Below are 15285 nucleotides of genomic sequence, written 5' to 3'. Positions count from 1 at the left end.
GTGCGAAGCACGAACCCGGGATCTCGGAATTCCGGGGCTGGCCTTTCGGACCATCCCGGAATGACGATCAGAGAAGTGACCGCATGTCGAACGACAACAAACCCTACCGTCCCAATGTCGGGATCGCGCTGTTCAATGCCGAAGGCCGCGTGCTGATCGGCCACCGCTTCAAGGGCGACGGCCCCGAGATCATCCTGCCGGGTCTCGACTGGCAGATGCCGCAGGGCGGCGTCGACGAGGGCGAGGACCTGCGCGATGCGGCGATGCGCGAGCTCTGGGAGGAGACCAATGTCGTCAGCGCGAGCTATCTCGGCGAGACCGACTGGCTCACCTACGAATTCCCGCCCTATGACGGACCGCAGACGCATCGGCTGGCGAAGTTTCGCGGCCAGCGCCAGAAATGGTTCGCGCTGCGCTTCACCGGCAAGGACGACGAGATCGATCCGCTGACGCCGCAGAACGGGCAGCCCGCGGAATTCGACGCGTGGCGCTGGGAGCAGCTCGATCGCGTCGCCGATCTCGTGGTGCCGTTCCGCCGCGAGGTCTATCGGGCCGTGGCGCAGCAGTTCGCGCCCTTCGCGAGCTAAACTGCGAAAACAACCCCATGCACAGTAGAATGGTGGTTGAAATCATTGGGACATTCTCGACGGAAATTTGCGCGTGCGGGCCGCACGATTCTCTCGTTCCTCCCCCCTTGTTGGGGAGGGAACGCACCTTTGTTGGCGCGTTCGTCGGGCCCAATCAGAGCAAGCGCTAGTTCGTCGGCCCGACCGTAAACGGGCCGATCGCGATCACGTGGCAGTCGCTGTCGCGCCTCGCGCAATCGGCCAGCGCGGAATTGACCGCGGTCTGCTCGTCGGCGGCCTTCAGGCCGAGGCCGGGGCGTCCTGCGGTGCCGACGGCGACGGCATTCCAGCCCATGCCGTCCGCGAGCTTGCGCACGACCTCGTCGCGGGCGTCGGCCACGATCGAGGCATTGCTCGCAGCATGGAAGAAGCCGGTGATCCTGAGCAGGGTCGGAATCGGCACGACGAAATTATCGTCCACCGCGACGATCATGCAAGCGACGCCCGCGATCGCGCCGCACGATTCCAGCGCACGCCGCGCCGATTCCTCGGGCGATGATGAGCCCAGCACCATGAAATATTGTCCGCCCGGGCCGAGCGCGACCGACCGGGATTTCGCCGCCGGCACGAACATGTTCTCGAGCCGGACCTTTTGCGGATCGCGCACCATCGGAAAGTCCTTCGACGCAAAGGTTCGCTCGGTCATCGCGTCATGCCGAAAATAGGGAGACGGCGGCATCGGCGGCTTGCCATGCGTGTAGACGACATTGTTGCCGACCGCATAGAGCTCGCAGCGCCGCGGCGATTGCGCGGCATCGGCGCGCTTCTGGCACTGATCGAGCGCGGCGTTACGCGCGGCCTCCTCGTTCGGCTGGTTCAACGCTGAACCAGTGAAGCCGCCGATATTGAGCGCGAAGGCCTTGTAGTCGCCGGCGGCGGAATAGTCCCCGGCCAGGTAGTTGCGGATGCGCTCGTTGATGAAGGGCACGCTGTCGGCAGCAAACTTGCCCGTCATCGGCGAGGCGGATGGCGACGGTGCGGGCATCGGCGCCATCGCAGCGCCGGCATTCGGCGGCGCCGTCGGCGCTACCTGCGCCTTTGCGAGCTGGGTCGGCGTCGCGCTCGGCGCCGCACTTGGCGTCGCGGCCGGCGTCACCACGGCGGTCGCCGTCTGCTTGAGCTTGGTGTTGTAGAGGAAGCCGGTGACAACGATGGCAACGACCGAGACGACTGCCACCACCAGCGGCCACATCCACACGGGTGCGGCGGCGAGCCTGGAGGCGGGCTTCTTCAACTGCGGCTTCGAATAGGTGCCGTCCTCGCGCCGCATCGCCACCATGTAGGCATGCACCGGCGTCGGGATGTTCTTCACCTCCTGCGCGCCGATATCGGCGAACTGCACCGACAGCTTGTTGGCGACCTGCTCGTGCACGGCACGGGAAACGCAGATGCCGCCGACCTCGGCGAGGCCTTCCAGCCGCGCGGCGATGTTGACGCCGTCGCCGAGCAGATCGCCGTTGCGCTCGACCACGTCGCCGATGGTGATGCCGATGCGGAACGACATCTGCCGGCTCGGCGGATAGGCCATGTTGCGGGTCCGCAAGGACTCCTGGATGTCGATCGCGCAGCGCACCGCGTCCACCGCGCTCGGAAATTCCGCGAGCACGGCATCGCCGGCGGTGTTGAAGATGCGACCGGTCGCCTTTGCGATGAAATCGTCGATGACTTCGCGGTAGGAGGCCAGGCGCCGCAGCGTCTCCTCCTCGTCTTCCGCGACCAGCCTCGAATACCCGGCAATATCGGCTGCGAAAATCGCTGCGATCTTGCGTTTCATCTGTGACCCGCCCCGGAACAAATTCGCGGGCGAAGAATGCCGCTATCGGCTGCGCAGTGCAACAAAGTTTCAGCGCCCGCCACTTCCGTGACGAGCGCTGAACTTATTCAGGAATTTCTTGCAGGAATTTCGCGTTCGAGCCCCGAAGCGATGCCTCGGGGCTTAATGCATAGCCGTCGAGCTGAGCTGCTGCTGGATGCTCTTGTAGTGGTCCAGCCGCTCGATGGCCAGATCGAGCTCGCCGCCTTCGTGCTCCTTCAGGCCCTCCTCCATCTCCGCGATGGTCTCGGCGAACTGGGCACGATCGAGCTCGTCCAGCGAGGTCGCGACGTCGGCGAGCACGGTGAGGCCCTTTTCGGAGACTTCGGCGAGGCCGCCGAGCACGATGATCTTCTCGTGGCGGCCGGCGGTGGTGACGGTGAGGATGCCCGGCCGGATTGCAGCCACGACCGGCGCATGTCCCGCCAGCACGCCGAAGTCGCCCTCGACGCCGGGGATGTCGACCTGGTCGACCTCACCCGAGAATGCGAGCTTTTCCGGCGAGACGAGATCGAAGTGGAAGGTGGCCATGAGAAACCTGCGAATAGCGAGTGGCGAATGGCGAGCGGCGAGTGGGAGCGGCGACTATTCGCTACTCCCCATTCGCCATTCGCTTCTTAGGCCGCTTCAGCGGCGAGCTTCTTGCCCTTCTCGACCGCCTCTTCGATGGTGCCGACCATGTAGAAGGCAGCTTCCGGCAGGTGGTCGTACTTGCCTTCCACCAGGCCCTTGAAGCCCTTGATGGTGTCGGCGAGGTCGACGAACTTGCCGGGCGAGCCGGTGAAGATTTCGGCGACGTGGAACGGCTGCGACATGAAGCGCTCGACCTTGCGGGCGCGGGCCACCGTCAGCTTGTCCTCTTCCGAAAGCTCGTCCATGCCGAGAATGGCGATGATGTCCTGAAGCGCCTTGTAGCGCTGCAGCACCTGCTGGACCTGACGGGCGACCGCGTAGTGCTCCTCGCCGACGACCAGCGGGGAGAGCATGCGCGAGGTCGAGTCGAGCGGGTCCACCGCCGGGTAGATGCCCTTTTCGGCGATCGAGCGCGACAGCGTGGTGGTCGCGTCCAGATGCGCGAACGAGGTCGCGGGCGCCGGGTCGGTCAAGTCGTCGGCCGGAACGTAGATGGCCTGCACCGAGGTGATCGAGCCCTTCTGCGTGGTGGTGATGCGCTCCTGCAGCGCGCCCATGTCGGTCGCGAGCGTCGGCTGATAACCCACCGCCGAAGGAATACGGCCGAGCAGCGCCGACACTTCCGAGCCGGCCTGGGTGAAGCGGAAGATGTTGTCGACGAAGAACAGCACGTCCTGGCCCTTGTCGCGGAAGTCTTCCGCGATGGTCAGACCGGTGAGCGCGACGCGGGCGCGGGCGCCCGGCGGCTCGTTCATCTGGCCGAACACCAGCGCGCACTTCGACTTCACGCTCGGATCCGGATTGTGCGGATCGGCGTTGACCTTGGACTCGATGAACTCGTGATAGAGGTCGTTGCCCTCGCGGGTACGCTCGCCGACGCCGGCGAACACGGAGTAACCACCGTGCGCCTTCGCGACGTTGTTGATCAGCTCCTGAATCAGCACGGTCTTGCCGACGCCGGCGCCGCCGAACAGGCCGATCTTGCCGCCCTTCGCATAGGGAGCCAGGAGATCGACGACCTTGATGCCGGTGACGAGAATTTCAGCTTCGGTGGACTGGTCGGTGTAGGTCGGCGCTTCCTGGTGGATGGCGCGCAGGCCTTCCGACTTGACCGGGCCGGCTTCGTCGATCGGCTCGCCGATGACGTTGATGATGCGGCCGAGCGTGCCTTCGCCGACGGGAACGCGGATCGGCGAACCGGTGTCGGTCACTTCCTGGCCGCGGACCAGACCCTCGGTGGTGTCCATCGCGATCGTGCGCACGGTGGATTCGCCGAGATGCTGGGCGACTTCGAGCACCAGGCGGTTGCCGCCGTTCTTGGTCTCGAGCGAATTGAGAATGGCCGGGAGGTGGCCTTCGAACTGCACGTCGACGACGGCGCCGATGACCTGGGTGACGCGACCGGACTGGGCTGCCATTGAATGTCTCCTTCGATCCGAACTTCTAGACCACGGTCAACTGACCGGGATGTTGGGTTTAACGGGCAATGAAGCGCCTTGATCAGACGGCCTCGGCACCCGAGATGATTTCGATCAGTTCCTTGGTGATCTGCGCCTGACGCGTGCGGTTGTAGACCAGCGTCTGCTTGCGGATCATCTCACCGGCGTTGCGCGTCGCGTTGTCCATCGCGCTCATCTGCGCGCCGTAGAACGAGGCGTTGTTCTCGAGCAGCGCGCGGAAAATCTGGACCGCGAGGTTGCGCGGCAGCAGGCGCGTGAGGATCTCGTCCTCTTCCGGCTCGTATTCGTAAGACGTCGTGCTGGCGGCAGTGCCCTCCTCGACGACCAGCGGGATGATCTGCTGGGCGGTCGGGATCTGGGCGATCACCGAGCGGAAGCGCGAATAGAACAGCGTGCAGACGTCGAATTCACCGGCCTCGAAGCGCGCCAGAACCTTCTTGGCGATGTCCTCAGCGTTGACGAAGCCGAGCTGGCGAACGCTGCGCAGGTCGAGATGCTCGACGATCTGCTTGTCGAACTGGCGGCGCAGCTGCTCGTAACCCTTGCGGCCGACGCAGAAGAATTTCACTTCCTTGCCCTGCGCCATCAGCGCCAGCGCGCGCTCACGGGCGAGACGCACGATCGAGGAGTTGAAGGCGCCGGACAGGCCGCGCTCGCCGGTGCAGACCAGCAGCAGGTGGACCTGGTCCCTGCCGGTGCCGGCCAGCAGCGCCGGCGCGCCGGGCGAGCCCGCCGCGGCGCCGGCGATGTTGGAAATCACCGCGCTCATCTTGTCGGCATAGGGACGCGCAGCCTCGGCCGCGGTCTGCGCGCGGCGCAGCTTCGAGGCCGCGACCATCTGCATGGCCTTGGTGATCTTTTGCGTCGCCTTGGTGGAGGCGATGCGGACGCGCATGTCTTTAAGTGACGCCATTCTTCGTCCCCGACGGTTCGAGCCCTTGCGGCCAAACCGCTAGCCTGTCTCTGTCGTCATGCCCGGGCCTGTCCCGGGCATCCACGTCTTCGTCTCCCACGCGGTAAGGCGTGGATGGCCGGGACATCAAATGCGAAGACGCGCTTCGCGCTTTTGGCCCGGCCGTGACGGTTCTTACGCGAAGCTCTTCGCAAAACCTTCGACCACCGACTTCAGCTTGGCAGCGGTGTCGTCGGAGAGGTCGCGGCTGTCGCGGATCGAATTGAGGATCTCGACGTTCTTGCCGCGCAGCAGCGAGAGCAGACCGTCCTCGAACGCGCGCACCTTGTTAACGGGGAGCGGATCGAGATAGCCGTTGGTGCCAGCCCAGATCACGCAGACCTGCTCTTCCATCTTCAGCGGCGAGAACTGCGGCTGCTTCAGGAGCTCGGTCAGGCGCGAACCGCGGTTGAGCAGGCGCTGGGTCGAGGCGTCGAGGTCGGAGCCGAACTGCGCGAACGCCGCCATTTCGCGATACTGCGCGAGCTCGCCCTTGATCTTGCCGGCGACCTTCTTGGTGGCCTTGGTCTGCGCGGACGAACCGACGCGCGACACCGACAGACCGACGTTCACCGCGGGACGGATTCCCTGGAAGAACAGGTCGGTTTCCAGGAAGATCTGGCCGTCGGTGATCGAGATGACGTTGGTCGGGATGTAGGCCGACACGTCGTTGGCCTGGGTTTCGATAATAGGCAGCGCAGTCAGCGAGCCCGAGCCATGATCCTTGCTGAGCTTCGCCGCGCGCTCGAGCAGGCGGGAGTGCAGATAGAACACGTCGCCCGGATAGGCTTCGCGGCCCGGCGGACGGCGCAGCAGCAGCGACATCTGGCGGTAAGCGACGGCCTGCTTGGACAGATCGTCATAGATGATGACGGCGTGCATGCCGTTATCGCGGAAGAATTCGCCCATGGTGCAGGCAGTAAAGGGGGCAATGTACTGCATCGGCGCCGGATCCGAGGCGGTGGCGGCGACGATGATCGAGTATTCGAGCGCGCCCTGCTCTTCCAGCACCTTCACGAACTGGGCGACGGTCGAACGCTTCTGGCCGACTGCGACGTAGACGCAGTACAGCTTGATGTTCTCGTCGGGCTGCGCGTTGAGCGGCTTCTGGTTCAGGATGGTGTCGAGCGCGATCGCGGTCTTGCCGGTCTGACGGTCGCCGATGATCAGCTCGCGCTGGCCGCGGCCGATCGGGATCAGGGCGTCGATCGCCTTGAGGCCGGTCGCCATCGGCTCGCTCACCGACTTGCGCGGAATGATGCCGGGCGCCTTGACGTCGACGCGCATACGCTTGTCGGCCTGGATCGGGCCCTTGCCGTCGATCGGGTTGCCGAGCGCGTCGACGACGCGGCCGAGCAGGCCCTTGCCGACCGGCGCGTCCACGATGGCGCGGGTGCGCTTGACGGTCTGACCTTCCTTGATCTCGCGGTCGGCACCGAAAATAACGACGCCGACGTTGTCGGTTTCGAGGTTCAGCGCCATGCCGCGGGTGCCGTTCTCGAACTCGACCATCTCACCGGCCTGGACGTTGTCCAGACCGTAGACGCGGGCGATACCGTCGCCGACGGACAGCACCTGTCCGACTTCGGAGACTTCAGCTTCCTGGCCGAAATTCTTGATCTGGTCCTTGAGGATCGCGGAAATTTCCGCGGCGCGGATGTCCATCAGCCTGCCTCTTTCATCGCGTGCTTGATCGAATTGAGTTTGGTGCGAAGCGAACCATCCACCATGCGGCTGCCCAGCTTGACGACGAGGCCACCGATGATCGAGGGATCGACTTTCACGTTCAGCGCGACGTCCTTGCCGGTCACCGACTTCAGGGCAACCTTGAGGGCGTCGAGATTCTTGTCCGAGAGCGCCTCCGCCACGGTGACATCAGCGGTCGCCTCGCCCTTGAACTTGGCGACGAGGGCGCGGTAGGCGCGGATGACGTCAGCCACCACGAACAGGCGGCGGTTGGCGGTCAGCACTTTCAGGAAATTGGCAGAGATGCCGGCGATGCCGACCTTGTCCAGCACGGCCGTGAGGGCCCTGGACTGGGCATCGGCCGCGAACACCGGGCTGCGGACGAGGCGCTTCAGATCGGCGCTCTCGCCGAGCAAGGCCTCGAACCTGTCGAGGTCGGCCTTGACCTCGTCGACCGCTTTCTGGTCGCGGGCCAGTTCAAACAAGGCCGTTGCATAACGGCCGGACACACCGGAAACGGACGTATCTTCTGCAGCCACAGACGCGCTCTTTTTGCTGTCAAATTCGCAAGGGAAAAACCGTCGCCACGAAGCGGCGCCTAGCGATCCAAGCCCTTGGAATTCAAGCGGGACTTCGATTTTCGACCAGCACGGGAAGTGCCGGGCTCGTTAAAATCGCGGCTTTGCTAACATAGCAGGCGCGCACGTGCAACATGACGCCAAATTAAAGGCACGAGGTTCTGTCGCCAGTTCGTCGCACTCGACGGCGCTTCAATGACGAGGGGTCGGCGACCTCGACGATGACCTGCCACGCCACGGAATTGCCGCGAGCCTTGCGGCGGTGCGGCGCCGTTGGTTCCTGCTCTCAGCGCATAGCGGCCATGAACACGGATCGCTGAGGCGTGAATTCGGCCCCGGTCGCGCCGCCCGCTGAATACTTACCCAATTCTAAATGCTGAGAGCGATGACTTCACTCTACAGTATTCATAAGTAATAGTTAAGTTAATGAATCGTTAAAGTTAAAAATTACGGAATGTCGGATGAATATACCGGCAGGTCACAAGATATTTCACGACGAAACAGAATGGAATTACTGCCCAATTCATGCCGCATTGCGCAACGAAACGCCAAACCGCTCACAAACTGATGAGGGCTCCACTGGCCACATATGTGGCAATACTAGCTTAGGGACCACTAAATGCTGTCTTTCAAGACGCTGGGCACTGTGACCCGGCCGCGCACGGCGATCGCTTTCATAGCCGCAACCCTCTTCATCGGTGGAACCGCCACCGAAGCTTCCGCCAAATCCAGGCATCACCGGCACCATCATCGCCACCACGCCCAGACCGACGCCAATGCAGGCTCTGATTGGCGCAATGCCAATGCGGCGATGACGCCGTCCTCGGGCACCGGGCACAGCTTCTCCGGCATGGCCTCCTATTACGGCAACGAGTCCGGCAGCAGGACCGCCTCGGGCCAGCGCTTCAACCAGAACGCCATGACCGCGGCACACCGTTCGCTGCCGTTCGGCACCAAGCTGCGCGTCACCCACGGCGGCTCGAGCGTGATCGTCACCATCAATGACCGTGGCCCGTTCATTCGCGGCCGTGTGCTCGACCTCTCCACGGGCGCTGCCCGCGCCATCGGCCTCACCGGCGCCGGCGTCGGCCGCGTCACCGCGGAAGTCATCTCCTAAGGCGCCACGGCGCCTCACATTGCCCGCGCACTTTCCATCAGTTTGATGCGCGCATGAAACAAGCCCGCCGTCTTGGGGGACGGCGGGCTTTTTGTTGTCGTCATTCCGGGGCGATGCGCAGCATCGAGCCCGGAATCCATCGGGCGGCAGGGCCCGCGGTGAAATGGATTCCGGGCTCGCGACTTCGTCGCGCCCCGGAATGACAGCGGAGAATGTGGCGGCGACGGCAGCCTTACAAAAAGCTCTGCGGATCGACGTCCACCTCCAGCTTCTGATTGCCCTTCGGTTTCGGACACACAGCGAGCCAGTTGCGCAAATAGTCCGACAGGTCGAAACCGCGCGCCGATTTCACCAGGATGCGGAAGCGGTAGCGGCCCTTGATGACGGCGAGCGGCGCTTCCGCCGGGCCCAGCACCACCACGCGCTCGTCGCGCGGCGCGAGCGCAACGAGGCGGCGGCCAAAGCCTTCCGCGCTCGGGCGGTCGCCGGCCGAGATGATCAGGCTGGCGAGCCGGCCGAACGGCGGATACAGCGTGCGCTCGCGAAGATCGATCTCGCTGTCGTAGAAGGCTTCGCGGTCGCAGGCGATCAGCGCCTTCATCACGGGATGATCGGGCTGGTGGGTCTGGAGATAGCCGACGCCGCGGCCCTGCTCGCGTCCGGCGCGGCCGATCACCTGGTTGAGCAACTGCCAGGTGCGTTCCGCCGCGCGCGGATCGCCATTGGAAAGGCCGAGATCCGCATCCACGACGCCGACCAGATTGAGCCGCGGGAAATTGTGGCCCTTGGCGACGAGCTGCGTGCCGATGATGATGTCGACGCGGCCCTCCGCGATCTCGGCAAGCTCGGAGCGCATGGTCTCGATCGAGGTGATGAGATCGCTCGACAGCACCATGGTGCGCGCCTCCGGGAACAGCGCGGCCGCTTCTTCCTGCAGGCGCTCGACGCCGGGGCCGACCGCGACCAGCGATTCCTCCGCCGAACAGTTCGGACAGACATGCGGGCGCGGCATCGAGAAGCCGCAATGGTGACAGACGAGGCGCTGGCGGAAGCGATGATCGACCAGCCAGGCATCGCAGATGGTGCAGGCGAAGCGGTGGCCGCAGGCGCGGCACAGCGTCAGCGGCGCATAGCCGCGGCGATTGAGGAACAATAGCGCCTGCTCGCGCCGCTCGATCGCGGTCCTGATCTCGCCCGCCAGGCGCGGCGAGATGAAGCGGCCGCGCGCCGGCGGCTCGCGGCGCATGTCGATCGCCTCGATATGCGGCATGTGCTGGCCGCCGAAGCGCGAGGGCAGCGCGATGCGCTGATAGCGATTCTTGCGCGCATTGACCTCGGATTCGACCGACGGCGTCGCGGAGGCCAGCACGATCGGAATTTTTGCGATATGCGCGCGCACCACCGCCATGTCGCGGGCATGGTAATGCACGCCCTCGTCCTGCTTGTAGGCCTGGTCGTGCTCTTCGTCGACGACGATGAGGCCGAGATTGGCGTAGGGCAGAAACAGCGCCGAGCGCGCGCCGACCACGACCGGCGCGCTGCCTTCGGAGATCGCCGCCCAGTTGCGCGCGCGGGTGCGCGGGGTGAGCTCGGAGTGCCATTCGATCGGCCGCACGCCAAAACGCTGCGCGAAGCGGTCGAGGAACTGGCCGGTGAGCGCGATCTCCGGCATCAGGATCAGCGACTGCCTGCCGCGGCGGATCGCCTCCGCCACCGCCTCGAAATAGACCTCGGTCTTGCCCGAGCCGGTGACGCCGTCGAGCAGCGCGACGTGGAAGGTGCCGTTGGCCGCGAGCGCGCGCATCGTATCGACCGCGGTGCGCTGGAGCGGTGTGAAATCCGGCCGGCCGAAATCCGGATCGGGGGCCGGCGGCGGTGGCGGCGGCGGCATCGGCTCGACCGTGAGCGTGCCTTCGTCCACCAGGCCGTCGATCACGCCGGCCGAGACGCCCGCCTCCTTGGCCGCTTCGGACTTGCCGTGCAGCAGCCGGTCCGACAGCACCGCGATCACGCGTTGCCGCGCCGGCGTCAGCCGCCTGGGGGGATCGCCGATCAGGCGCACGCCGGGGCGCACCCGCTCGGGGCCGAGATTCTCGCCCATCCGCAGGCACATGCGCAGCACCATGCCGCGCGGGCTCAGCGTGTAATTGGCGACCCAGTCGACGACCGAACGCAACTCGGGCTTCAGCGGCTGGAGGTCGAGCTTCTCGCTGACCTCCTTGAGGCGGTTGTGCAGGCGCGGATCGGGATTGGCGTTTTCCGCCCAGACCACGGCGAGCACCTCGCGGGGCCCAAGTGGCACGCCGACGAGATCGCCCGCCTTCAGCTCCATCCCGCGCGGCACCTTGTAGGAATAGGTCTGGTCGAGCGCGACCGGCACCAGCACGTCGACCATGCGGGTCGCGTTGGCGGAGGCGGTGCTGCTGCGGGAGGTGTGGTCCATGAACTGAGAATCGGAACCCGGGGGCCTCAAGGCTAGCGCCGTGAGGCGGCCTTAGCGAACGATAAACGAGTGTGATGCGATATACTGTGCGGAATCACCACGTCCAGAGCGCATGAGCAAAGCGGCCGCCCCACAAATCGAGCTCGCCAGCGCCGATCCCTCGATCGCGCAGGAGATGACGCGCTGGCTGTCGCATCTCGGCGCCGAGCGGCGGCTGTCGCCGAAGACGCTGGAGGCCTATGGCCGCGACTTGCGGCAGTGCCTGGATTTCCTCTGCAATCACTGGGGCGAACGCGTCACGCTCAAGCGCTTCGCCGCGCTGGAGGCCACCGACGTGCGCGCCTTCATGGCGATGCGCCGGGCCGACGACATTGCCGGTCGCTCGCTGATGCGCGCGCTGGCGGGCCTGCGCTCGTTCGGCCGCTTCCTCGAACGCGAGGGCAAGGGCAAGGTCGGCGCGCTCTCCGCGATCCGCGCGCCGAAAGTCGCAAAGAGCCTGCCGAAGCCGCTGCCGATGGCGTCGGCCAAACGTCTTGCGGACGCCGACGAGCGCGCCGGCGAGGAACGCGAGACCTGGATTCTGGCGCGCGATGCGGCGGTGATGGCGCTGCTGTATGGTTCCGGCCTGCGCATCTCCGAAGCGCTCGGACTGAAGCGCCGCGAGGTGCCGAAGCCGGGCGAAGGCGACGTGCTCGTCGTCACAGGCAAAGGCAACAAGACCCGCATGGTGCCGGTGCTGCAGAACGTGCTGGCGCTGGTGCAGGAATATGTTTCGATGTGCCCCTATCCGCTGCCGGCGGAAGGGCCGATCTTCGTCGGCGCGCGCGGCGGTCCCTTGAGCCCGCGCATCATCCAGCTCGCGATGGAGCGGCTGCGCGGCGCGCTCGGCCTGCCCGACAGCGCGACGCCGCACGCGCTGCGCCATTCCTTCGCCACGCATCTTCTGTCGCGCGGCGGCGACCTGCGCGCGATCCAGGAACTGCTCGGCCATTCCTCGCTCTCGACCACGCAGATCTACACCGGCATCGATTCCGAGCGGCTGCTGGAAGTCTATGCCAGCGCGCATCCGCGGCGGTGAATTCTGACATCAAGCTGTCATAGCAAGCTCTTGGCGCGCATGCCTCTTGCGCGGCGCCCGCGGTTCGGTCAATCGTGGGGCATCCAGGCAGGAGGGATTTATGAGCGCACATGAAAGCATGGAGCATGCCGAGCACGCCGAACACGCGTCCGGCTCGAACAAGAAGATCGCCCTTCTGATCGCCGTGCTGGCCCTGTTCCTGGCGATCTCGGAGACGCTCGGCAAGGGCGCCCAGACCGAATCGATCAGCAAGAACGTCGAGGCCGCCAATCTCTGGGCGTTCTTCCAGGCCAAGAGCATCCGCCGCACCGTGGTGCTGACCGCGGCCGAGCAGGGCAAGCTCACGGTCGTCGGCGCGACCGACGACGCCATGAAGGCGGCGGTGCAGAAGCAGGTCGACGACTGGACCAAGACCGCGCAGCGTTATCGCTCCGAGCCCGAGACCGGCGAAGGCACCGAGCAGCTCGCCGAGAAGGCCAAGCATGCCGAGCACGAGCGCGACGAGGCGACCGCGAAATACCATCACTTCGAGCTGGCATCCGCCGCCTTCCAGATCGGCATCGTGCTGGCCTCCGCCACCATCATCACCGGCATCTTCGCCCTCGCCTATGTCGGCGGCCTCCTGACGCTCGCCGGCCTGCTCATGACCGCGCTCGGCCTGTGGTGGCCGCATCTGCTGCATTTGCATTGAGGGGGTGAGGCGGCTTACTCCGCCGTCGTCCCGGCGAACGCCGGGACCCATACCGCGTGATCTATCGATTACTCGCGGTGGGAGTACCGAACGACGAATCTTCGCCAAACTACTCCCTGGGGTTATGGGTCCCGGCCTTCGCCGGGACGACACCTGAGAATTGGCGCGAGCCCTGGCCCGACAACTGAAAGCGCAATCACCGCGCCTGGTGCACGCTCTTGCGGAAGCGCTGGATCAGGCGGAGCGTGCGGGCGGACCAGCCTTCGCCGTTGCCGGTGATCAGCTCGCGGATGCGCTGCTTGATCGGGTCGACCAGCAGGTGCGCCTTGGCACGCACCTTCATCACGAGATCGTAGATCCGCTCGAACCAGTGCATCTCCAAAAGCTTGTCGCGCGTGACGTCGAACACGAAGGCGGTGACGCCGACGCCGACGAGCTTTGCGAACAGGATCGTGAAGACGGCGCTGGTCCAATATTCATGCGTGAGCAGCCACAGGCCGACGAGCTTGAGCGGAAACAGCGGGATGATGGGGACCGCGAACACGATGAGCGTCATGGCCGGCGACAGCGCGTCGACACGCTCCGTCAGCCATTGCTTGAAACGCGCGAGCGGGATAGCTGCGACAACCCGCGCGACGATCGGTTCGAGATGGTCCCACAGCCAGGCTTCGATCAGGAAAATGATCGCAAGCAGGACCCAGACCGGTTGGAGAAGGCGGCGCAGCATGTGTTGTCCCGCCCGATTCGGCTCGGGGCGTCGCCTACATATGGATGGCCCGCTTGCCGACTGCAAGCGCGGCTTCCTTGATGGCCTCCGAGCGGGTCGGATGCGCGTGGCAGGTGCGCGCGAGATCCTCCGCACTGCCGCCAAACTCCATGAGAACGCACGCTTCATGGATCATTTCGCCGGCTTCGCGGCCGATAATGTGCACGCCGAGCACGCGATCGGTCTTCGCATCTGCGAGAATCTTCACAAAGCCATCGGTGGTCTGGTTGACCTTGGAGCGGCCGTTGGCGGTAAAGGGAAACTTCCCGACGGTATAAGCCACGCCCGCCTGCTTCAGTTCCTCCTCGGTCTTGCCGACGGAGGAGACTTCCGGCGTGGTATACACGACGCCTGGGATAACGTCGTAATTCACGTGGCCGGCCTGGCCTGCGATGATCTCGGCAACCGCAACGCCTTCATCCTCGGCCTTGTGCGCGAGCATCGGGCCCGCGACGACGTCGCCGATGGCATAGACGCCCTTCAGGCTGGTGGCGAAATGCGGATCGATCTGCACGCGGCCGCGATTGTCGAGCGCAACGCCGGCTTCCTTCAGGCCGAGCCCATCGGTGTAGGGCACGCGGCCGATGCAGACGAGCACGACGTCGGCTTCCAGCGTCTCCGCAGCGCCGCCGGCGGCGGGCTCGATCGTCGCCTTCAGCGTCTTGCCGGAGGTATCAACGGCGGTGACCTTGGCGCCGAGCTTGAATGCAAAGCCCTGCTTCTCGAGGATGCGCTGGAATTGCTTGGCGATCTCGCCGTCCATGCCGGGCATGATGCGATCCAGGAATTCGACGACGACGACTTCGGCGCCGAGCCGCTTCCACACCGAGCCGAGCTCGAGGCCGATCACGCCGGCGCCGACGACAAGCAGCTTACCGGGGACCTTGTCCAGCGACAGCGCGCCGGTGGACGAAACGATGCGCTTCTCGTCGATCTCGATGCCCTTGAGACGCGCGATGTCCGAGCCGGTGGCGATCACGATGCTCTTGGTCTCGACGACCTGCGACTTGCCGTCGGCGGAGACTTCGACCTTGCCGGTGCCAAGAATCTTGCCGGTGCCCTTGAGCACGTCAATCTTGTTCTTCTTCATCAGGAACTCGACGCCCTTGACGTTGCCGTCGATGCCCTGCTGCTTGAAGTTCATCATCGCCGGAAGCTCGAGCTTCGGCTCGGAGACCGACACGCCCATCTTGGCGAAGGAGTGCGCGGCCTCCTCGAACATTTCGGAAGCGTGCAGCAGCGCCTTCGAGGGCATGCAGCCGACATTGAGGCAGGTGCCGCCGAGCGTTGCGTTCTTTTCGACCACGGCGACTTTCATGCCGAGCTGGGCTGCGCGCACCGCGCAGACATAACCGCCCGGTCCGGTGCCGATGACGACGAGATCGTAGGTAGCCATGAGAGAAAGTCCCGTGAGTTTAGCGTGGAAAGATGCGTCAGCGTCC

General features: G+C 65.1%; 13 protein-coding genes. 4 read left to right on the top strand and 9 right to left on the bottom strand.

Features of this window, described 5'->3' with window-relative positions; all coding sequences use genetic code 11:
- Positions 1 to 83 precede the first annotated feature (83 nt).
- The gene (locus tag AB5K84_RS02125; protein ID WP_011083269.1) at positions 84 to 587 is read left to right on the top strand and encodes an RNA pyrophosphohydrolase; all 504 of its coding nucleotides are present in this window, start codon (positions 84 to 86) and stop codon (positions 585 to 587) included.
- A 166-nt stretch (positions 588 to 753) separates the two neighbouring features.
- On the opposite strand, the gene AB5K84_RS02120 is transcribed toward AB5K84_RS02125, so the two are convergent.
- The 6 genes from AB5K84_RS02120 to AB5K84_RS02095 form a co-directional block, all read right to left on the bottom strand.
- Positions 754 to 2400: an adenylate/guanylate cyclase domain-containing protein gene (locus tag AB5K84_RS02120; protein ID WP_011083270.1), complete on the bottom strand. Its 1647-nt coding sequence runs from the start codon at positions 2398 to 2400 to the stop codon at positions 754 to 756.
- A 162-nt stretch (positions 2401 to 2562) separates the two neighbouring features.
- Positions 2563 to 2970 carry a F0F1 ATP synthase subunit epsilon gene (locus AB5K84_RS02115; protein ID WP_011083271.1) on the bottom strand — a complete coding sequence of 136 codons (408 nt, stop codon included), beginning with the start codon at positions 2968 to 2970 and terminating at the stop codon, positions 2563 to 2565.
- 86 nt (positions 2971 to 3056) lie between these two features.
- Positions 3057 to 4490: a F0F1 ATP synthase subunit beta gene (gene atpD / locus AB5K84_RS02110; RefSeq protein WP_011083272.1), complete on the bottom strand. Its 1434-nt coding sequence runs from the start codon at positions 4488 to 4490 to the stop codon at positions 3057 to 3059.
- Between the two features lie 82 nt (positions 4491 to 4572).
- Positions 4573 to 5445 carry a F0F1 ATP synthase subunit gamma gene (locus AB5K84_RS02105; protein WP_011083273.1) on the bottom strand — a complete coding sequence of 291 codons (873 nt, stop codon included), beginning with the start codon at positions 5443 to 5445 and terminating at the stop codon, positions 4573 to 4575.
- A gap of 174 nt (positions 5446 to 5619) precedes the next feature.
- Entirely contained in the window at positions 5620 to 7149 is a 1530-nt protein-coding gene (atpA, locus tag AB5K84_RS02100; protein ID WP_011083274.1) for a F0F1 ATP synthase subunit alpha, read from the bottom strand.
- A complete protein-coding gene (locus AB5K84_RS02095) occupies positions 7149 to 7709 on the bottom strand; it encodes a F0F1 ATP synthase subunit delta (RefSeq protein ID WP_011083275.1) in 561 nt (186 codons plus the stop codon). The genes atpA and AB5K84_RS02095 overlap by 1 nt, the downstream gene beginning before the upstream one ends.
- A 658-nt stretch (positions 7710 to 8367) precedes the next feature.
- On the opposite strand from AB5K84_RS02095, the gene AB5K84_RS02090 reads away from it, so the two are divergent.
- A complete protein-coding gene (locus AB5K84_RS02090; protein ID WP_011083276.1) occupies positions 8368 to 8865 on the top strand; it encodes a septal ring lytic transglycosylase RlpA family protein in 498 nt (165 codons plus the stop codon).
- Positions 8866 to 9097: 232 nt separating this feature from the next.
- On the opposite strand, the gene AB5K84_RS02085 is transcribed toward AB5K84_RS02090, so the two are convergent.
- A complete protein-coding gene (locus tag AB5K84_RS02085; protein ID WP_011083277.1) occupies positions 9098 to 11308 on the bottom strand; it encodes a primosomal protein N' in 2211 nt (736 codons plus the stop codon).
- Positions 11309 to 11420: 112 nt separating this feature from the next.
- Between AB5K84_RS02085 and AB5K84_RS02080 the strand changes: the two genes are divergently transcribed.
- Positions 11421 to 12386, top strand: a complete 966-nt coding sequence (locus AB5K84_RS02080) for a tyrosine recombinase XerC (protein ID WP_011083278.1) — start codon at positions 11421 to 11423, stop codon at positions 12384 to 12386.
- A gap of 100 nt (positions 12387 to 12486) precedes the next feature.
- On the top strand, positions 12487 to 13077 hold the full coding sequence (locus AB5K84_RS02075) for a DUF4337 domain-containing protein (RefSeq protein WP_011083279.1): 591 nt from the start codon (positions 12487 to 12489) through the stop codon (positions 13075 to 13077).
- Between the two features lie 196 nt (positions 13078 to 13273).
- On the opposite strand, the gene AB5K84_RS02070 is transcribed toward AB5K84_RS02075, so the two are convergent.
- Together AB5K84_RS02070 and lpdA are read right to left on the bottom strand one after the other, a co-directional pair.
- Complete coding sequence (locus tag AB5K84_RS02070; RefSeq protein ID WP_011083280.1) at positions 13274 to 13804, bottom strand: hypothetical protein; 531 nt, start codon at positions 13802 to 13804, stop codon at positions 13274 to 13276.
- Positions 13805 to 13838: 34 nt separating this feature from the next.
- Positions 13839 to 15239 (bottom strand): dihydrolipoyl dehydrogenase, encoded by a 1401-nt coding sequence (lpdA, locus tag AB5K84_RS02065; protein WP_011083281.1) that lies wholly within the window; start codon positions 15237 to 15239, stop codon positions 13839 to 13841.
- Between the last annotated feature and the right edge of the window lie 46 nt (positions 15240 to 15285).

The organism is Bradyrhizobium sp. 1200_D9_N1_1 (assembly GCF_052075915.1).
Classification (GTDB): domain Bacteria; phylum Pseudomonadota; class Alphaproteobacteria; order Rhizobiales; family Xanthobacteraceae; genus Bradyrhizobium; species Bradyrhizobium diazoefficiens.
Note: the sequence above shows the minus strand (reverse complement) of the source record. Positions and strands in the feature narration are given on the sequence as shown.